The sequence below is a fragment of the Draconibacterium sp. IB214405 genome (assembly GCF_033963885.1).
In the GTDB taxonomy this organism is placed as follows: Bacteria; Bacteroidota; Bacteroidia; order Bacteroidales; family Prolixibacteraceae; genus Draconibacterium.
Genome location: NZ_JAXBMA010000003.1, coordinates 355,142 through 375,438, shown reverse-complemented (window position 1 = coordinate 375,438; position 20,297 = coordinate 355,142). Strand labels below are relative to the sequence as shown.

Genomic DNA, 20,297 nt, shown 5'->3' with positions numbered 1-20,297 from the left:
TTGGATCCTGGATACTAAAAATCTGAAACTAAATAAAAATGAACATAGACGAATTAAACGACCAATTTGGTGTTGAGGGCGAAATTGGTTTTATGGAACTGGATGGCGACATGCCTTTTGTAACGGTAACCAATAAATATGCTGAAGCTGATATTTGTTTGTACGGAGCGCAAATTACCGGTTTCAGGCCAATGAGTACCACCGATGTTTTGTGGATGAGCCCATACAGCGTTTTTGAAAATGGTAAAGCCATACGTGGCGGAATTCCGGTTTGTTTTCCGTGGTTTGGTCCACACGTTAGTGAAGCTTCTTTTCCGCAACATGGTTTTGCACGAACCTCAATGTGGGAAGTAACCGAAGTTGACACCCTGGATAAAGGGGAGAGTTTAGTTAGCCTGCAATTAAAATCGTCGGAAGAAACCAAAGCCTACTGGCCGTTTGATTTTGTTGCTGAAATGACATTTATTATCGGTAGTTCATTAACGGTAACGTTGAAAGTGACAAATCCTTCTTCTGAAAATATTTCATACACAGCTGCTTTACACAGTTATTTTAATCTTTCGGCTATTGAGAATATTAAGATTTCCGGTCTGGCAAAAACGCATTACGAGAACCAGTTAGACGGAAATCGTTACGTTCAGGAAGAAGAATTGCTGGAAGTTTCAGAAGCTACAACACGTCATTATTTCGATACCGAAACCGATTGTGTTATTCACGATCCGTATTTTAACCGCAGTATCCGCATTGCAAAAGAGGGTAGTAAATGTTCAACGGTTTGGAATCCGGGAGCAGAAGCATGCGCACAAATGAGTGATATGCCCAACGATGGACACGAAACTTTTGTTTGTCTCGAAACGGTGAACAATATCAACGATCAGATCGATCTTGCTCCGGGGGAATCACACGAAACAACTGCTGTAATAAGTGTTGAATAAATCCAGGGGAGCTTTTTGCACCGTTCATTAGAGCGGTGTTAAAATACAGTGTATCTGGTGATGATTTTTCAGGGATTTTGTAAATTAAAATCTACAAAATTCCTGAAAAATCTGTACAATTTGAATTATCATTCATCACCACCTTAAAAGGTGGTGCAAAATTTATTCGTAGTCGTAAAAACGCTCGAAAGTTGAAAAGAAAAAATCGGCTTCGCGCGTAGCATTTTCATCGCTGTCGGCGCCATGAACGGCGTTTTCGGTAACACTGCAGGCAAACAATTTTCTTACAGTTCCTTCTTCGGCGTTTTCAGGATTAGTGGCACCAATTAGCTTCCGAAAATCTTCAATGGCATTTTCTTTTTCTAAAATAGCGGCGATAATTGGTCCCGAGCTCATAAACTTCACCAACCCTTCGTAGAATGGTTTATCCTTGTGGACTTCGTAAAAAGAACCGGCCTGTGTGGTTGACATACGCGTAAGTTTCATCGCGCGAATTTTGAAACCGGCATCGTTAATCATTTTTAAAATTGCACCCTCATAATTTTTGCGCATTGCAGTGGGTTTGATCATTGTAAAAGTTCTGTTTCCAGCCATTTTAAATTTGTTAGTGTTAGTTAAAATATAATAAATGCTTGTCAATTACAATATTAACAAAATTTGAGAACTATCAGTTTTACTGCGAGGTAAGATTTTTTATCTTTGCCAATTCTAATTTTTGAATATTTTGAAAAATACTGACATAGAGATTATTACATCGATTAAGACTTTGCTGTCAGCCTCGAAAATGAAGCTGGTAATTGTTCCGCATGAAAATCCGGATGGTGATGCTATTGGTTCGGCCCTTGGGCTTGGACAGGTACTTGCCGATTTCGGACACGAGGTAAAAGTATTATCCTCAAACGATTATCCCGTGTTTCTAAAATGGTTTTCTGCCGATGTTCCGGTTATTATTTACGACAAGGATAAAAAGAAAGCTAAAAGCTGGTTGAAACAGGCCGATGCAATGATATGTGTCGATTTTAACGAGGCTTCGCGAGCCGGAAAACTGGAGAAGAAAATTCTTGAATTTGACAAGAAAAAGGTGTTGATCGATCATCATCCATACCCAACGCAATTTTGCGATTTTATGGTTTCTGAAACATCTTACAGCTCAACATGCGAACTGGTTTTTGATGTGCTGACCGAAACCGGTTTTAGCCCGTATTTTTCGCAAAAAGCTGCCGAGGCACTTTACACCGGAATTTTAACCGATACCGGAGGTTTTAGCCACAACATTTCGAAAAATACCTTTAAAGTGGTTTCTGAATTACTGAACCACGATATTGAAACCGATAAAATACAGTCGGCAGTATTTCATAATTTCTCCGCCGATAGAATGAAACTGCTCGGATTCTGCCTCAACGAAAAAATGCAGGTTTTTCCGGAGTACAGAGCCGCTGTAATAAGTATTACTAAGGAAGAATTGGAACGATTCAACTTTCAGCCGGGCGATACCGAAGGATTTGTAAATTACCCGCTGTCGATAAAAAATATAGTTTTCAGTGCGCTGTTTATCGAAAAAGATGAGTACGTAAAAGCATCTTTTCGATCGAAAGGAAATTTTCCGGCAAACGAATTTTCATCGAGCCATTTCAATGGTGGCGGACATTTGAACGCTGCCGGAGGGGAGTCGGAGTTAGATTTTGAAAAAACTTTATTAAAGTTCACGCAACTTTTACCTGAGTATAAGCATCAATTGTTGGAAACAACAATTTAAAAATGTTAAAAATGAATTGGAGATTAGTTACAAGATTTTTATTGGCGATTATTATTGGAGTAGTAGTGGTATCGTGTATTGAGGAGGGTGAAGAATATATTCCGCCAACACAAGCAGAAGAAGATGCCTTGTTAAGTGAATATCTCGATACGCTTCAAAACCGTGGTTTAGATATCGATACAACAGCTTTGGGTGTTTATTATGTAATCGACTCGGTTGGAAACGGAACTTACCCGGTTATTGGAGATACTTGCGAAGTAATGTATACCGGCTTCTTTATCGATGGAAGTGTATTTGATTCAACCGGAGATAATACCTGGGAGTTTGAATTAGGCGACGAGGGAGTTATTCCTGGATGGACCGATGGAATGCAGGTTATTGACGAAGGAGGAAGAGCATTCCTGATTATTCCTTCGGAATTAGCCTACGGAACGACGGGTTATGGAAGTGTTCCGCCTAATACTTCGTTAGTTTTTGTTGTAGATATGGTAGAAATAAAACCACTTGATTAAATTTGCAGCAAAATTTAAGTTGAACCACACTGTTTTTAGGAATAGGAAATAATTAAAAGTCAGATGAAGAAAACATTTTCAAATATTTTATTGGTAGTAACGGCCTTTGCGTTTTTTGCCTGTAGCGATGGCATTGATTACCAAAAAATGAGAGAAGCAGAGTTAGATCTGCTGGATGAGTATCTCGCAATTGCCCATCCGGGAGCAGAAGCAACACCATCTGGTCTTTATTATTTTAACGAACCTGGATATGGCGAAGGTGATACCATTAAAGTTGGCGACCAGGTTCAGCTATTTTATGCTACATGGGCCTTAGAAGATACAGATGAAGGGCCGGACAGTACTTTAGTAGACGAAACAAGTGGCTTTCTCGACGGACACCGTTATGAACCTTACCTGGTTACTGTGGGTAGCGGTGGTTCAATTACCGGACTTGAAGAAGGTTTGACCTATATGCAACCCGGAACACGCTCAAGATTAGTAATTAACTCGGAGTTGGCCTATGGCCAGAGTGGTTCGGGTTATACTGTCGGGGCATTTCAGACTGTATTAATGGAGGTAGAGATTTATAAGGTGATTCCTTATAACACTGGCTCCGAAGAAGAAGAATAAACTGCTTGTTCTTTGTCACAGCTCGTTAAAAAGTTATTACCCGGTTTTATTCCTCTGTTTGTATTCATCGCTGCCGATGAAATATGGGGGACTAAAATCGGGCTTTTTGTTGCCATTGGTGTCGGTGTGGCAGAAATGGCCTGGATTGCCATTAAAGAAAAGCGATTCGAAAAATTTGTGCTTTTTGATACACTGCTGCTTGTTGTTCTTGGTGGCGTTTCTATTTTACTCGATAACGATATTTTTTTCAAGCTGAAACCGGGATTGATTGAATTGATCTTGGTTGCAGTTCTTGCCATTTCAGCATTCTCAAAAATAAATATTGTTGGATTAATGGGGCAGCGCTATATGATAGATGTAGCGTTTAACAGTACCCAAATGCAACAGATGCGACAAAGTATGAAGAGCCTGTTTTTCATCTTTTTGTTGCATACTGTATTGGTGTTTTATTCGGCATTTTATATGAGCAAAGAAGCCTGGGCTTTTATTAGCGGTGGTTTGTTCTATATTATTTTTGGCGTTTATTTTATCTACGAATTCCTTCGTCAGAAACGTAAACAAAAAGCACTTACAAACGAAGAATGGGTGCCACTTGTTGATGAACAGGGAAAAGTTACCGGACAGGCGCCACGCAGCCAGGTGCATAACGGCAGCAAATTATTACATCCTGTTGTGCATTTGCACGTGCTCAATAATAAAGGATCAATCCTGGTTCAAAAACGCCCGGCTGATAAACTTATTCAACCCGGAAAATGGGATACCGCTGTTGGTGGTCATATTTCAGCAGGAGAAACGCTGGAGCAGGCTTTAAAAAAGGAAGTTTTTGAGGAGATTGGTTTAAAGGAGTTTTCAGCAAAATTGCAGAAAGTGTACAAATGGGAATCGGAAGTAGAAGCCGAGTTGGTTTATTTGTTTACTACATTCGATTATAAAGGTTTTGGCATCCAGTCAGACGAAGTGGAAGAACTCCGTTTCTGGACAAAAAAACAAGTGGAGAAAAACCTTGGGAAGGGTGTTTTTACACCAAATTTCGAAGTGGAGTTCAGGTTACTGCAAGAACTCAAATTGATTTAATAAATCGCTTATTTACCCCAACAAAAAGATTACCGGTTGTTTGTGTAGATCGGGAACACCGGCTTTTTTCCAATCCTGAATGGTTTTGGTTTGGATAAATTCATTCTCGCCGGTAATATTTGCCGCTACACAAAACAGTGTTGATGGCGAACACGATTTTAGAACATCATTAACCAGCTGATTATTTCGGTAAGGTGTTTCGATAAAAATCTGCGTTTGTTGGCTGTTTCTGATTGTTTTTTCCAACGATTGTAATTCTTTCGTCCGTTCCTGTGGTTTTACGGGCAAATAACCTTTAAATGCAAAATTCTGCCCGTTCATTCCCGAGGCCATTAATGCCAGAAGAATTGAAGATGGTCCAACAATAGGAACCACTTTAATACCGCGTTTATGGGCAATTTTAACAACCTCGGCACCCGGATCGGCAACACCCGGACATCCGGCTTCGGAAATTACAGCCACATCATATCCGTCAACAATTGGCTTTAAAAAGCGCGGTAAATCGGCATCGTTGGTTCGTTTGTTAATCTCATAAAATGTACACTCATCAATGTTTATCTCGCGATTTACCTGTTTCATAAATCTGCGTGCTGTGCGCACATTTTCCACAATAAAATACTTTGTTTGAGTTAAAATAGTCTCAACCTGTGCCGGCATAACTATTTGCCATTCGCCTTCGGCCAAAACATTCGGGACGAGATAAAGTGTTGCCATTCGTTAAAAGATTTTTGCAAAAGTAGTGATTCTTGTTATTTCACAACTGCTTTTGTTAATTTTGGCGCAAATGGCAAATCCTTCAATAAAAATAAAAGCGACACTTTTGGGCACGGGCACCTCACAAGGAGTGCCTGTTGTTGCTTGTGGTTGTGATGTTTGTACTTCGGAGAACAAAAAAGACAAGCGCCTACGATCGTCGTTGATGCTCACTATTAATGATCAGAATTTTGTAATTGATGCCGGTCCGGATTTTCGGCAGCAGATGTTGCGTGAGAATGTGAAATCGCTCCGGGCAATTTTACTGACACACGAACATGTCGATCATATTTTTGGTCTGGATGATATCCGTTCTTTCAACTGGATTCAAAAGAATCATATGGAGATTTTTGCCGAAGAACGGGTACAGAAAGCGATCAAACGTATTTTTAACTATGTGTTTGCAACGTTTAAATATCCGGGCATCCCGAAGATGGAATTGCGTAAAGTTGATGATGTGCCGTTCGCTGTTGATGGTGTTGAGTTTACTCCGATTCGTTGTTGGCATCACAAATTACCGGTTTATGGTTACCGGGTAGGGGATTTAACCTACATTACCGATACAAATTTTATTGAAGAGAGTGAACTGGAGAAAATCCGAGGCACAAAAATCCTGATCATTAACTGCCTCAGAAAAGAAAAGCATTTATCGCATTTTAACCTGGAAGAGGTATTGGAAATCGTGGAAAATATTAAACCCGAACAGACCTATCTTACACATATTAGCCATGCTTTTGGCAAGCACGACGATGTGCTAAAAGAATTGCCTGAGAATGTGTTTTTGGCCTACGATGGACTTAAACTTGAAGTCTAAAGAAACTTTTCGAGTTCGGCAAAATTTTCGATTCGGTTGGCGTAAGCAGTGTTGGAATATTTCTCCAGACGATCGTAAATAACCGTGTCGATTCCAAGTTCTTTCCCCGCCTGAACTTCTGACTTGATATCGTCGCCAACAATTAAAATCGCGTCTTTTGGTAATTTGTATTTCTCTAAAAGGTATTCGAAAATGTCCTTTTTGGTTTGATCCGACTCTTGCAGGTCGAGAATAACAATTTCTTTAAAATCTTCGCGAATACCGAGGTTATCAATTTTACTGTGTTGCAATTTGCTAAACCCCGAGGTTACTAAAAACTTTGTTTGTGGAAGTTTTCGTACCAGCTCATAATCCGGAAAATACTGCATTGGCTCATCGTAAGTCAGGTTGATGTGAATAGCCATACATTCCTGGAGCAGTGGTTCGCTAAAAGAGAAGGTTTGTGCTACCTTTTGAAAAGGAGTGCGTTGAATTTCCAGCTTAATTGTTTCAAAATCTCCCTGGTATTCACCACTTTTTTCAATGGCAGCAAACAAGGTTTTAAATAGTTTTGCACCAATTGAACTTACCGGGTAAATGGTATTATCGAGATCGAATATCAGTACTGATTTGCTCATTACAATTCATTTTCAAGTTGCTGAATAAAACATCGTATTTCAAATCTATAAACAAGTAAAGCTGTAAATATTGATTTTCGAATGCTGATTAACGAATTATGATTTCAGAACTGAATTTTCGGACTTTTTTGTTTTTCAGTCAATCGTAAATCGACATTCATTATTCTTTTTTCGTTCGTAGCCACGGAAGCGAAACCGCTGTTGCCGCCACAAGATAAATGATTCCGGCCAGTAAAAATGCCTTATTTAAACTCACGTTGTCGGTAATCCATCCTAGCAGTGGTCCAATTCCCGCAAAGGCCATTCGAATAATAAAATTCCTTACCGAAAGCATGGTTGCCCGCACTTCGCTGTCGGTGTATTGGTTAATGTAGTTCTTAAAAATAGGGGTGGCCAAACCACGCACCAGGTAAAAGAGAAAAAGAAAACCAAATCCCCAGTACGAGATGGTGATTCCGGATAAAAAGTATCCGAATGACAACAAAAGAATAACAATTAAAACCGACCAGCGTTTTCCCAAAAACAGTTCTACTTTATACGCAAGTACCGAAGAAATGCCCACACTTAAATTTAGTGCTGTCCAGAATATCCCAAACAATTCTTCGGGTAGTCCAATCGCCACAAAAAATGGCTGAACCAACCACGCAAAAGTTAGTGTAGCAGTTCCTGTAAGCGCTGATAGCAATATGGCAACTCTTAAATTCGTGTTCGTAATCAGCGAGTTTTTTATGTTGGTAACCAGTTTCTTTATGGAATGTACATGCTCAACCGAATGTACTTTAGGCTCAATTAGTGTAAATGCCGCAGGAATTGCCAGTGCCGCCACTCCAAACTGAAAATAAAACGGTGTTCGTAAACTAAAATAAACCAGCAAACCACTAACCACGCCCGCTATGGCCTCTGCAAAATTCCCGGCAGAAGTAATTCGTCCTTCTTCACGCGTATATTTATCAGTTTTGTTATCTGCTTTCAGACTGTCGTAAAGTAAAGCCGAATCCGCCCCCGAAATAAATGAAAGTCCTATGCCCAGTACAACTTCAGCTGCAACAAACGCCCAAAATCCATAGGAGAAGCTGTAGATTAGAAATCCAAGGCTTCCTAAAATGCTTCCAAGAATAAGCGTTTTTTTACGTCCCCAAACATCTGCCATCCAACCCGAAGGGATTTCCATAACAACAACAGCAACCGAATAAATAGCTTTTAGCACAAATAGTTCGTACGATCCCAATCCGTTACTTTTATAAAAAAGCAACATAATGGGCATAACCATATTAAACCATTTCGAGATTTTTATGATATAGAGGCGCGGTATATTTTTGCTGAAATTTGCCATTTTAATACGGTCACAAAAATAGCAAATTGAATGAACAGGAAGATTCTGGCGAAAAATAACACCGCGTTTTTATATATTTGAACGTAGTAATTTGTTATTTGCAATTAGATTTATACTTTTGCAGCGCAAAATTAAAGACTGCTTTCTAAGCAGTGGTCTTTAAAAATAAGGTACGCCTCGGTAGCTCAGTTGGATAGAGCAACTGCCTTCTAAGCAGTAGGTCATGGGTTCGAATCCCGTCCGGGGTACTATTTGTACAACATAAAGGCACTGAAATCAATGGTTTCGGTGCTTTTTTCGTTTAAAGGGGGTGAAAATAGGGGGACAAATTATATTGAAGGATTTCTCATTTAGCGGATAATTACTACTTCCAGCTACTTCATCTGCACAATTCAGAAAAAATATTCTTTTCAAAAACAAGAAATTTCCAGTAGGGTAACTTTCCATGTACCTGTATTATGAATGATTACGATTAAAGTTGTAATTAATTTTGAGGTTTTAATGGTAAAAAACGGAAACAGTTAGTAGCAACCCGCCTGGTGAGGCGGGTTGTTTTGCATCAGAAAAGTTTGAATTCTAAAAACACAACTATGACAAATTTTACATTACGTTCGATTCTTAGCTTCGTAATTCCGCTTGTGTTATTTACATCGTGCCTCGATGTGGAAACGGATGACCGAACCTACAAGGAGGAAATGATCGAGTTGAGTGACCTGCTTAGCGGACTTGTTGCTGAAGGATACGATATTGACACAACAGCCCTGGGCGTGTACTATGTGGTTTTTAACGAAGGAGTGGGGGAATCGCCGGTTGAAGGGGACACACTTTCAATAAGTTATAATGGCTATTTTTCTGATGGAACCTTATTCGATACATCCGAAGAGTGGGCTACCGATGGAATTTGGGAGTTTGTTTATGGCGAGCAATCGCTAATAACCGGATTTCAGAATGCACTTTCGGTGATGCGGGATAGCAGCCAAATGCAGTTTATTGTTCCTTCTACTCTGGCCTATGGCGAATATGGTTATGGGAGTATCGGGGCGTACCAAACGCTTATTTTCGCCATCGAAATGCACGATATAAAACCTGCCAACTGATTTGGAGGTAGGGTAAACAGGCGAAAAACTGTATAATATGTGAAACGAGTTCCGAATTATCGAGACGAGTTCCCTGTCTGACGACAGGCAGGCATCTGTGACTTTGAAAAATAAACATTGTAAACAGATGAAAATTGATTAAATTAAGTTCGATTTACAGAAAACTGTTTCTATGCCGGGTATAGAGAAAAGAGAATTTATAGCATTGTTTAACGAAATGTTTCTGCCAATTAAGAACTACGTGTACTACAAGGTTGGAGATATTGAAGTGGCAGAAGACATTGCACAGGATACATTTACAAAGGTATGGGAGAAACGTAACGAAATAAGACAAAATACGATGAAATCGTTGCTTTACACCATTGCCAATAACTTGTGCATAAACAGGTTCGAGCATCAGCAGGTGGTTTACGAGTTTGCCAATAATTACGACCGAAACCAGTGGGATGTGTCGCCTGAGTTTGAGCTGGAACTGAAAGAGTTTAATATAAAATTGCAGAACGGAATTGCCGGGCTTACCGAAAAGAACAGAACCGTATTTTTAATGAACAGAATAGACGGATTTACTTATAAAGAAATAGCAGAAAATCTCGGAATAAGCGTAAAAGCTGTTGAGAAGCGAATGAAAAATGCCTTAACTGATTTGAAAAAAACGATTAAACACAAATTATAGAAAATGTCTACCGATAACGGAAATAAAATAACACACGAAGAATTCAGAAAAATGGATTCAGAGGAGCAGATCCTTAATGTGGCCGGTAGTTTTGTTCCGCCTGCCGGAAGGCCACAGCAAGATATTCTGAACGATATTCTGAATAATATTGAGGAAAAAGAACCCACACGTACCTTACCTATAATACGTTACATGAAAGTTGCCGCAGCAGTTGCTCTAATTCTATTGTCAGTTAAAGTGGTGCCTGGTTTATTGTCGGCTAAGCAGGTTCGAACTTCCTTTGCCGAGCAGCAGGAAATAACTTTGCCCGATGGATCGGAAGTTGTTTTAAACGCTGGCTCGAAACTAAAATGGAACAAACGAAAATTTAATAAACAACGCTACCTTACACTTACAGGAGAGGCCTTTTTTGATGTGGAAAAAGGAAACGAATTTGTAATCAGTACCAAAAATGGAGATGTAGAAATACTTGGAACACAGTTGAATGTGTTTTCAAGAAACAACGAGTTTTGGGTAAGTTGTTTAGAAGGTAAAGTACTTGTACGTCATCAAAATCAGGAGCAAATTATTACTCCCGGACAAATGGTTCGTTTAAACGAGGAAGAGCTTCAGAAATCAACTTCAGAGACCATAGAAAACACCACATCTTGGAAAGAAGGAATTTTACATTTTGAAGAAACAAAGCTTAGCACTATTTTTGCTGAGCTGGAAAGACAGTTTGATGTTAAAGTTTCGTTCGATGGAAACGACGAACGAAGAGCAACACTGGACTTTTCCAATAAAAATCTTCAGGAAGCTTTAGATGTTGTGTGTATCCCGATGGAACTTGAGTATGACGTTAACAACAATAAAATTACAATCACGGAAAAGAAATAGACTTCCCTATATAGTTGTTGTTTTATTGTTATTGATTCCGTTTTTCGGACGGGCTCAGCAATTCAAATTTCAATTCAATCAAACTCCTGTTTCTTCTGCTCTGGTAGAGGTGGCCGGAAAAACAAATAATCGTATTTCTTTTGATGCCGACAATCTGGAACAATTTACAGTTGACGGCAGTCTTGAAACAGACAGTATCTCCGACGTATTCACTTGGTTACTAAATGGCACAGGATACCGGGCAGAATTAAAATACAATACCTGGTTAATTTTCAAAATTGGTGAGAATGGTGTTGAGTCTATGCCGCTTGAGATTCGGGTTTCGGGATATATATCCGATAGCGAATCGGGCGAACGGTTACCTTATGCCACGGTTTTGGTTGGGCAAAAAGGTGCAGTTATTCCATCAACTGTTGATGGGGTTTTCAGTGTAAAACTGCAACAAAACAGTGCATATTTCTTCCAGGTGCGTTATTTGGGCTATCAAACGCTCGACACGGTAATTACAGTCACCCCCGAAAATAAGGTATTCAATTTCGCGTTGCAGCAAAAACTTCAAAATATTGCCACCATCGATGTGCAGGGGCACAAACTCGAAATGCTGGAAGTTAGCAACGATGCGGGTCATGTTACGTTTAATCCGAGGCGATTTGCAGATTTACCCAATTTTGGCGAAACCGACGTGTTTAAAACTCTTCAGCTTTTACCCGGTATCAGTACGCAGGAAAACTCGTCGCAGTTGAATATCAGAGGAAGTTCTGCCGACCAGAACCTGGTAACTTTTGACGGTTTTACCTTGTATAATCTCGACCACTTTTTTGGTGTTTTTTCAGCACTTAATCCTAATGTTATAAAAGATATTCAGGTTTACCGTGGCGGATTTGATTCGCGTTACGGTGAGCGTGTATCCGGAATAGTTGAAATTACAGGCAAAAGTGGCGACAAAACAAAACCGAGGGTTTATGGGGGCGTGAATTTAATAAGCGCTAACCTTACAACCGAAATTCCAATTTCCGAGAAATTGTCGCTGGTAGCGGCCGGCAGACGTGCTTATTCCGATGTATATTCAAGCTGGCTGGCCGATGCAATTTTGGCCAAACAAACGGGCAGGGCGAGCCGTTTCCCCGATGCTGATGAGGCAATAGAACCGGAGTTTTATTTTAGTGATTTTAACACCAAACTAACATGGACTCCAAGCAAAAAGGATATTGTTTCGTTTAGTGCATATGGGGCAAAAGATAACTTAAACAGCTCGAATGTTCTGGAGAAAGATTTTATCGAGATCGACACAAAAGACATTAATAAGTGGGGAAACTACGGATTTGGAATATCGTGGAAAACGCAGCATAAGCCCAATTATGTCAGCGAATTACAGTTGGGGCATTCGGGGTATTACAACGATTATTACAACAACACTACTTTATCCGATTCAGTTGATGTTCAGATTCCCGTGAACGACCGGCGCGAATATCAGGCTACCAACGAAGAAAATAAGTTAATCGATTATTTCTTGTCCTATAAGAGTACCGTTTTTCTAAATACTGCCAATCAGCTGGAATTTGGTGTGGCATCGCGTTATACAACATTCAATTATTATAAAGATGCCGATGACGATGTAGTGTACAGTAAACTGGAAAAATCGGCCACGTTGTATACTGGTTTTATTCAGGATAAAATAGCAGTTGGTGAAAAATGGTTTGTAAAACCAGGTTTTCGAATAAATTATTACGACGAAAAGGATAAATTTTATTTCGAGCCAAGATTCGCTGTTCATTACATGGCAAACGAAAACGTATTGCTAAAAATGGCTGCCGGGAAATATTACCAGTTTCTGAATAAAATAGCCACAGAGCAGACATATGGCTATAATCGCGACTTCTGGGTTTTGGCCGAAGGCGACCGCAATCCGGTTGTTTCGTCCGAACATTTAATTTTAGGTACGAGTATTACTGCCGGTAAATTCTTTTTCGATGTTGAAGGCTATTATAAAAATGTTAGCGGTTTGCAGGAATATTTGTTTTCGGAACCCGACAGAACACCCGGTGAAACTCCTTCAGTAGAACCTGGCGAAGAACCACTCAGTCTTTTTATTGCCGGAGACGGAAAAGCTTATGGTATTGATTTCCTTGCAAAATACCAGATTACAAATTTTAGTAGCTGGCTGGCTTATTCGTTAAGTAAATCAACACGTAATTTCGATGAAATTAACAACGGTGCAGATGTTCCGGCTTTATACGACCAAAGACACGAGTTAAAATGGACCAACATGTTCTCGCACAAGCGATGGAATTTTTCGGGAGTTATGCAATACACAACTGGTAGTCCGTATATTGCATCAACAGAGAAAGACAGCGATTTTAACGTAACCCGGGAATATAAACGTTTGCCTGATTATTTTAGGGTAGATCTTTCGGCTAATTATAACTTCAATATCAAAAAAGTGAATATTAAACCCGGAGCGTCCTTATTAAATGCATTTAATACCCAAAATTACCTTGGAGTTTATGTTCGCGAATTTAATTTCCAGGGAAATTCAATTACTGAGATTACCCCAATTAAAGCTCAGGATATTACGCTTAACTTTTTCATCAATTTCAGTTTCTGATCAACAATTTCTTATTCACAGTAGGGTATTTCATTTTTGATTTGTATTAGATGTACAAGCAAATAACAGTGTGATTCATAGGTTTAGTTAGACAGAAGGTAGTAACAGAAGAATTTAAAGTACTCTACTTCGTGCAAAAGTGCATTTCTTTATTTTGATAGAGATTTGTGCTTTTGCTGTTTTTAGGATGTTCTGTTAACCACATAATTATACCCATCCTCTTATCCTTCCCTGCAAGCAAGGAAGGACGATTGGGCAGTATTTCATGAAGTAATCAATCAAATTATTAACGTTTGTAGTTCCTTTTACAGTCTAATCGTCTTTCCCTTCAAAAGGGAGAGACAGGAGAGAGGGTAAAAAAATCAAAAAAATAATTTTTTAGGGTAGGGTAAAATATAACCCACCTGTATTATACATGTTTTCAGGCAGAGGCCGAAGACTAGAAACAGTTTGGTTCAACAATCCGCCTCAACAGGCGGATTGTTTTTTAGACTTCGAGCAATTTGTCGATCACCTGAATAACATAAGGTTTAACACCCTTTAAAACATCTTAAGATTTTTTGGGGTATGGTATTTAGGCAAATGCCTGTATTAGTTCATAAATTGCAATGCCACAACAATTAATTGCGTAATGCAAAACAAAAAACTGAAAACTACTGGAGAAATGAAATGTATTATACTTGAAAGACCTCACGCACAAAGTCCTTTAAAAGAGATGGTAAGTATGGTGCCATACTTTCATTTGGTATCGTACTGCTCGTCGGTTTTTGATGCCTATGAAATTCTTCGCAGGGAAAAAATTGATATTGTATTTGTTGATACAGTATTATCGAAGGTTTCAGGCGTTGATTTTATAAAAAGCCTGGAGCATAAACCACTTTTTGTATTTGTATCGGACAAGCCGGAACTGGCCGTTGAGGGTTACAATCTTAATGCACTCGATTTTCTTTTAAAACCATTGACTTTCGACCGTTTTCTGAAAACAGCAAATAAAGCTTACGAGTGCAGTGCACCGGAAGTTAAAAGAACCGAATTTGTTCCCGAGCCTGAACACCAGGAGCTGGGACATAAAACCATTTTGGTTAAAACAGATTATAAAACGATTTTAATTAAGGTGAACAATATTTTGTACATCGAGGGATTAAAAGACTACATTAAAATATACACCAAAGAGAACAACAAACCGGTTATCACGCTGAATTCGTTAAAAAGGTTGCAGCAGAATCTGCCTTCCGAAAAATTCTCGCGTGTACATAAATCATACATCGTCGGGCTCGATCATATCAACGCGATCAACAAAACCCAGGTAATGATAAAAGATAAATTTATTCCGATTGGCGAAAGTTATCGTTCTATTTTTAGTCAGAAAATGGAAGAACTTCGTGTCTGATTAATTTTTGGCTTTTTTACTCCCAACAATCATTTCAGTATTACATTTTACATCGCAGAATCATCTGTAAAACCTTTGTGAGTTTTACACAAACAGGTGCTTTTGCGATTTTTTTTTAGCGAAAAGCAACATTCTCGAGGCTGCTTTACAATCTCTTTCTTAAAAAGTTTAACTGAGTAAGGACGTTTTATATCCTTGCTCAGTTAAGATGATTTAATCTCACGAATGTTGGAGTTCTCGTAACGGTAATCGATTAAATTAGTCGATTACACGTTTTAGGAATGCCATTTCATTCAAACTGAAACCAATATTAAGAATCAGGTATTTTTCTTTTGTAAGGTGACCGGATGTGCTTCCGTAAGTACCTCCGGTTAATGATATATCCATATTTGAAATAGCTCCATATAGCGGAATTCCGGCACCTAGCGTAAGAGCGTTGCTACCCAATGTTGTGTTACCAAATTTCAGGTACGACGATTCGTGGCTAAATCCCATTCGGTACGTCCAGTTTTTATAACCTGGATTAATGGCGCGGCGTTCCCAAGGGTTAACTTCAAATCCTGCAGAGAAACGGTGCGAGTCGGCAAATTCTTCAGCCTGAATCGGGTAATCTACATTGCTCCATTGCTGAAACGTGTAATCAAATGCAAGGCTCATCCGTTCGCGTGTTACCCCAATTCCTGCTCCAAAAATCTGTGGAATTACCAGGTATTCGGTTTTATATTGTTGCGCCTGAATGGTGGAATAGTCACTGTCATATGCGGTTACAATATGTTTTGAGCTCAGGCTTTGTTCAGGTGCATAAGTTAAACCGAGTGAATAGTCTGTTCGGCCTGAAATGAATTGGTACTGAAGCCCGAAATCAAAGTAAAAACTCCGCAAAAAGTCTTTCCGTTCAATCATCATAGAAGGCACCATCGTAGAGCCGGTAATGTATTCTTCCTGAATTAGCGGCCCAAACAGGTACGACGTATTTACGCCAAGCGACAACTTTTTAAGCAGTTTGATGGCATTGGCAAAGTAAAAACGGGTTATACCGCCACTTCCAACATATTGTGAAATATATTGCTCGTTGGTACCTTCAATGTAGTTTGTTCGGTTAATCGAGTAGCCAACGGTACTAAAAGGCATCATTCCAAACGAACCGGCCATCCACGGAGTGTATTTAAAACCAAGGGCAAAATAGGCCAGATTGGCTTCGAAACCCGAAATCGACTGGTTGGAATTACTGATGTTGTAGCCTTTCCCCTGAAGACCGAACTCAAAGATCAGTTTCAGGCTGTCCATTCCGGCATACGACGCCGGATTAAGCGCATTCAGGCTATTTGTCGATTCAAGTGCAATTCCACTTCCTCCCATGCCCAGATTGGCGCCAAATCCACCATTTCGAATTTCTCCCGGTCCGAAAATGGAGTAGGGCGAAACGGTATTTTGTGCCTTTCCGCAAAATGGTGAAATCAAAAATAGGAAGAGAATGCTTATCGTGAGAAATCTATTCATTTTATTCAATTTGAGCCTGCCGGCTATTCGTAAAAAACATAGTACAGGTTGAGGGTAGGGCGATAATTTGAAAGTGTACGTGCGTCGAAGACCACATTGTTAAGCGTGCCGCCATATTCTGTATCGGGTAACATTACCAGCAATCCGTCTTCCGGATCAACATAGCCATCGCTCAGTTCGTTGTAAATAAAATTGGTGATATCAAAAATGTACTGTGTCGATTCATTGTAAAACTCGTCGTAATACAAAACTGATGGTATGGAATAACCATCATCATCGGTCAATTCCGAAAGAACATTGTTACGTTTATCAGTATAGTAAAGTAAAAGTTCTTCGGGCAGCTCTCCCTGGTTTTTATAGGTGCCGGCAAGTGGTTTTAGCACCAATTCCGCATTGTACAATATGTTTTTGTATTCTACCTCCAGAATCTGGGTGATGCCCGGAAAATCGATCCGAGTGGTGTATCCAAGGCTGCCAAGCAGGTAGGCACGTTTGTCCAATAGATTTGACGAAACAGCTTCTTTTTGTGTGGTAAGCTGTTCCAGTGGCATGCCACTTACATCGTTGGTAACATTGTTAAAGTGGTTTTGGCTGGTACTTTCGTAGTTGAAAGTGTAGGTTAAATTCTTTTTAACTTCCTCTATTATGTGGGTATATACTTTAATTTGAAATGAAGAATCGGCATCGAAGCTTAATATCGAATTGTTTTCGTCTCCGGGAACCAGTGCTACTCCCTGAAAATACTCGAGGAACTCGCTTAAAGTTTCCAGCTCATCGTCTTCGTCGCGAAGATAGGAGAGGAATTCCAGCCCCAGTTCATCGTTTAAGCGAATGGCAATTGTATCATGGAAATTGGGCTTAGGAACAACTGTTGTTGATCCTAGCGGAGTTTCATCGTATTTAAATTTTGTGGTGTTGTACAAGTACGGTTCTTCGTCGTATTCGTCGCTTGGTTCAATATCTTCGCGTACACGGTGTACTTTAATGGTTTGAGGCAAAAGCGTATCGCCATAGGCCATTCCGCTGTAATTCATACAAATTACAATCGAATCGAAAATTTCATCATCGTCAATGTCGGCCGATGGCATACCAATTTGAGCGTAGCCGGTAGCACTTATTTTTCCTAAATCAGTATCGGTATAACTTCCGCTTAATAAATAGTCGCTTTCGGATGTGGGCACCGAGTCAATTTTAACTGTCGACAATAGTACCTGGATGGTATCAATCAGTGCAACATTTGTTTGGCTATTAATGTAATTGTCGCCAAGCGAAACCATTAAGGATTCTTCATCGTGGCACGACAATAAAAATAACCAGCCAACAAGGGCAATAAATGCTTTTTTCTTCATTGTATATTTTCTGTTTTCGGCCTCAAATGAAGAAAAGAATTGCCTTACGGTAAAAGAATATATACCAAACAGCTATTGTTACAGACCATTCGGTATAAAATGTTTCTTTTAGAACTTTTTAACGATAAAACCACGAAGAATCAGGAATAAATTGGCGATTAACGATAAAAAACATCGGTTAATCTATACTTTTTCGCTTGTAGTCCAAATTCCTTTTTTATCACTGTAAACAGACTTAGGTTTGCCCTACCGAATTAAACAATTACAAATAATTTTTTAGTCATGATGAAGACAGGAAAAAACATTCTTTTATACTTTTTATTTATTGTGCTTGCAACACTTACTGCGTGCAGCGACGATGATGACGATGAGATTACAGATGGCGACTGGTGGGAAATGTCGGACTTTGACGGTGTGCCACGCAGCGACGCTGTTTGTTTTGTAATTAACGATATTGCCTACATAGGTTTGGGTTATGATGGCGACGACCGCCTGAATGATTTCTGGAAGTACGATTCTGATAATAATTTCTGGACAAAGGTTGCTGCGTTTCCGGGAAAAGCCAGAAATGGTGCTGTAGCCTTTAGTATCGACGGTAAAGGATATGTTGGTACCGGATACGACGGCGAAGATGAATTGAACGATTTTTGGGAATATAATCCAACGTCAGATGAGTGGACTCAAAAAGCTGATTTTTTAGGAAGCGCACGTTACGGTTCTGTTGGTTTCGCAGTTAGCGGAAAAGGTTATATCGGTAGTGGTTACGACGGAAACTACCTGAAAGATTTTTATGCCTATACGCCTGAAAGCGACAGCTGGGAGCAGATTATCAGTATTGGAGGATCGAAACGACGTGATGCCGCTTGTTTCGTGATTGGCAGTAAAGCTTATGTAATGTCAGGTTTGGATAATGGCGTTTACGAAGACGATTTGTGGGAGTTTGACCCATCAACCGGTTACTGGACTGAAAAACGACCGATATCAGACGATGACGACGATTTAAGTTACGATGACGATTATATTTCAATTGCACGTATCAACGGAGTTGGATTTACAATTAATGGCTTAGGATACATTGCAACGGGTAGTACCGGATCGATGGTAAGCAACATTTGGGAATACGATCCATCTACAGATTTGTGGGCAGAAAAGACATCATTTGAAGGAACAACCAGAACAGAAGCAGTTGGTTTTGCAATTGGTTCGAGAGGGTATGTTACCACCGGAAGAAGTTCCACTTATTACTTCGATGATATCTGGACTTTTGATCCGAACTTAGAATACGATGAGGATAATTAATAATGTCTGAAGGGACAGTTAGTTATATATTTCTTGTGAACGGAAAGCGCTTATTTATAAGCGCTTTTTTTGTTTGCTTCTTTTCGAATTGTCGATTATTAGTGGATTGGATTATACTTTCGTTTGTTTGGAATATATTAAATCCTGTCCAATGCATTAGGTTGCATATTTTATCTTTCTTCTAATTTTTAAAACCTTTTCTGTTTTGCCATTAATTACCCTATAAGATGACTTGCTAACCCAGTTATTGTGATCGTCATATTTGTATTCATATTTATGAACCAACATATCATCACAAGATAAACACTCGGGTTTGAGTTCCTGAATTATGTCTCCAAAGTTATTTTTTGTAACTCCTTCCTCTTTAAAATTATCGTCATCATTCAAATTCAGTTTTAAGTCAATTGTTTTTCCAATAATGCTCCCTTGACCATTAAAAACTTTGATTAATACTTCATTCTTGTCGTAATTATATTCAGCAATTTCATATCCAATCAATGAATTGTCGCAGTCATACGATGTAATCTTAATTGGATAACCATTCTCCGTATTAACTATTGATCTACTAGCTGTACTGCCATTATTTCCAATGGTTACGATTTCTTTCAAATCACGTGATTCAAAATTAAATCTGGTTGTAATCAGTGAATAACCTAGTGAATGATTCCATTTTTCATCCTTAATCTCGATTAGATTATCCAGAACATCATAGTCATAGCTCATCCTTGTACTCAGTTTACCTTCTGCATCCAGACCTACCATCTTAGTAATAAATCCTTTTGAATTGTAGTAATGAGTCCTCTTGTATGTACTTGTCCCTGATGAATCGAAATATCTTATAGTTTCTACAATCTCGGTAATAGTTGTATCGTTCAACCTATAGTCATTGATAAGAAATTTTTGAATTGTCTGGCCCAAACAATTCAATTGGTACAAGAGGAAAATCAATAAAATCAAATGTTTCATTGCGCTAACTTTTCTATTATCCTTTTTGATATGCCCAGCTTTAACCTATCGAAAGGATCATTACAGTGCAAGATATACTATTATTCTCACCTCTGCATATATTGTTAATCAGTTTATGACGTTCTGGATACTAATT

The 20,297-nt window shown here is 39.2% G+C and carries 19 protein-coding genes and 1 tRNA gene; 13 read left to right on the top strand and 7 right to left on the bottom strand.

Translation table 11 applies throughout. From position 1 onward, the window contains the following. Positions 1-38 precede the first annotated feature (38 nt). Positions 39-935, top strand: a complete 897-nt coding sequence (locus SLH46_RS11505; protein ID WP_320281332.1) for a D-hexose-6-phosphate mutarotase — start codon at positions 39-41, stop codon at positions 933-935. Between the two features lie 162 nt (positions 936-1,097). Here the strand turns inward: SLH46_RS11505 and SLH46_RS11500 are convergent, their stop codons facing one another. Beyond that, the gene (locus tag SLH46_RS11500; protein WP_320281331.1) at positions 1,098-1,529 is read right to left on the bottom strand and encodes a nucleoside-diphosphate kinase; all 432 of its coding nucleotides are present in this window, start codon (positions 1,527-1,529) and stop codon (positions 1,098-1,100) included. 130 nt (positions 1,530-1,659) lie between these two features. On the opposite strand from SLH46_RS11500, the gene SLH46_RS11495 reads away from it, so the two are divergent. From SLH46_RS11495 to SLH46_RS11480, 4 genes are all read left to right on the top strand, one after another. Beyond that, positions 1,660-2,691, top strand: a complete 1,032-nt coding sequence (locus tag SLH46_RS11495) for a DHH family phosphoesterase (RefSeq protein WP_320281330.1) — start codon at positions 1,660-1,662, stop codon at positions 2,689-2,691. Positions 2,692-2,702: 11 nt separating this feature from the next. After that, entirely contained in the window at positions 2,703-3,203 is a 501-nt protein-coding gene (locus tag SLH46_RS11490; RefSeq protein ID WP_320281329.1) for an FKBP-type peptidyl-prolyl cis-trans isomerase, read from the top strand. A gap of 63 nt (positions 3,204-3,266) precedes the next feature. Next, entirely contained in the window at positions 3,267-3,815 is a 549-nt protein-coding gene (locus SLH46_RS11485; protein WP_320281328.1) for an FKBP-type peptidyl-prolyl cis-trans isomerase, read from the top strand. A gap of 12 nt (positions 3,816-3,827) precedes the next feature. Further along, entirely contained in the window at positions 3,828-4,889 is a 1,062-nt protein-coding gene (locus tag SLH46_RS11480) for an NUDIX domain-containing protein (protein ID WP_320281327.1), read from the top strand. Between the two features lie 12 nt (positions 4,890-4,901). Here SLH46_RS11480 and SLH46_RS11475 read toward each other — a convergent pair whose 3' ends face one another. Then, positions 4,902-5,603: an SAM-dependent methyltransferase gene (locus SLH46_RS11475; protein ID WP_320281326.1), complete on the bottom strand. Its 702-nt coding sequence runs from the start codon at positions 5,601-5,603 to the stop codon at positions 4,902-4,904. A gap of 70 nt (positions 5,604-5,673) precedes the next feature. Between SLH46_RS11475 and SLH46_RS11470 the strand changes: the two genes are divergently transcribed. Then, positions 5,674-6,456, top strand: a complete 783-nt coding sequence (locus SLH46_RS11470) for an MBL fold metallo-hydrolase (protein ID WP_320281325.1) — start codon at positions 5,674-5,676, stop codon at positions 6,454-6,456. Here the strand turns inward: SLH46_RS11470 and SLH46_RS11465 are convergent. Beyond that, entirely contained in the window at positions 6,453-7,073 is a 621-nt protein-coding gene (locus SLH46_RS11465; RefSeq protein WP_320281324.1) for an HAD family hydrolase, read from the bottom strand. The two genes, SLH46_RS11470 and SLH46_RS11465, sit on opposite strands and share 4 nt — an antisense overlap. 160 nt (positions 7,074-7,233) lie before the next feature. Further along, positions 7,234-8,406 (bottom strand): MFS transporter, encoded by a 1,173-nt coding sequence (locus tag SLH46_RS11460; RefSeq protein ID WP_320281323.1) that lies wholly within the window; start codon positions 8,404-8,406, stop codon positions 7,234-7,236. Between the two features lie 174 nt (positions 8,407-8,580). Here SLH46_RS11460 and SLH46_RS11455 point away from each other — a divergent pair. The 6 genes from SLH46_RS11455 to SLH46_RS11430 all read left to right on the top strand — a co-directional run bounded on the left by SLH46_RS11455 (position 8,581) and on the right by SLH46_RS11430 (position 15,047). Next, a tRNA-Arg gene (locus SLH46_RS11455) sits at positions 8,581-8,654 on the top strand. A 342-nt stretch (positions 8,655-8,996) separates the two neighbouring features. Beyond that, entirely contained in the window at positions 8,997-9,503 is a 507-nt protein-coding gene (locus tag SLH46_RS11450; protein ID WP_320281322.1) for an FKBP-type peptidyl-prolyl cis-trans isomerase, read from the top strand. A 172-nt stretch (positions 9,504-9,675) separates the two neighbouring features. Further along, complete coding sequence (locus tag SLH46_RS11445; RefSeq protein WP_320281321.1) at positions 9,676-10,176, top strand: RNA polymerase sigma-70 factor; 501 nt, start codon at positions 9,676-9,678, stop codon at positions 10,174-10,176. 3 nt (positions 10,177-10,179) lie between these two features. After that, entirely contained in the window at positions 10,180-11,052 is an 873-nt protein-coding gene (locus SLH46_RS11440) for a FecR family protein (protein WP_320281320.1), read from the top strand. 25 nt (positions 11,053-11,077) lie between these two features. Further along, positions 11,078-13,657 (top strand): TonB-dependent receptor, encoded by a 2,580-nt coding sequence (locus SLH46_RS11435; protein WP_320281319.1) that lies wholly within the window; start codon positions 11,078-11,080, stop codon positions 13,655-13,657. 664 nt (positions 13,658-14,321) lie between these two features. Beyond that, positions 14,322-15,047, top strand: coding sequence for a LytR/AlgR family response regulator transcription factor (locus SLH46_RS11430; RefSeq protein ID WP_320281318.1), 726 nt, complete (start codon positions 14,322-14,324; stop codon positions 15,045-15,047). Positions 15,048-15,305: 258 nt separating this feature from the next. On the opposite strand, the gene SLH46_RS11425 is transcribed toward SLH46_RS11430, so the two are convergent. Both SLH46_RS11425 and SLH46_RS11420 read right to left on the bottom strand, forming a co-directional pair. After that, on the bottom strand, positions 15,306-16,547 hold the full coding sequence (locus SLH46_RS11425; RefSeq protein ID WP_320281317.1) for a hypothetical protein: 1,242 nt from the start codon (positions 16,545-16,547) through the stop codon (positions 15,306-15,308). Between the two features lie 23 nt (positions 16,548-16,570). After that, complete coding sequence (locus SLH46_RS11420) at positions 16,571-17,896, bottom strand: DUF4270 family protein (RefSeq protein WP_320281316.1); 1,326 nt, start codon at positions 17,894-17,896, stop codon at positions 16,571-16,573. Between the two features lie 282 nt (positions 17,897-18,178). Between SLH46_RS11420 and SLH46_RS11415 the strand changes: the two genes are divergently transcribed. Then, complete coding sequence (locus SLH46_RS11415) at positions 18,179-19,195, top strand: Kelch repeat-containing protein (RefSeq protein ID WP_320281315.1); 1,017 nt, start codon at positions 18,179-18,181, stop codon at positions 19,193-19,195. Between the two features lie 156 nt (positions 19,196-19,351). On the opposite strand, the gene SLH46_RS11410 is transcribed toward SLH46_RS11415, so the two are convergent. Beyond that, the gene (locus SLH46_RS11410; protein WP_320281314.1) at positions 19,352-20,071 is read right to left on the bottom strand and encodes a hypothetical protein; all 720 of its coding nucleotides are present in this window, start codon (positions 20,069-20,071) and stop codon (positions 19,352-19,354) included. Positions 20,072-20,297 lie beyond the last annotated feature (226 nt).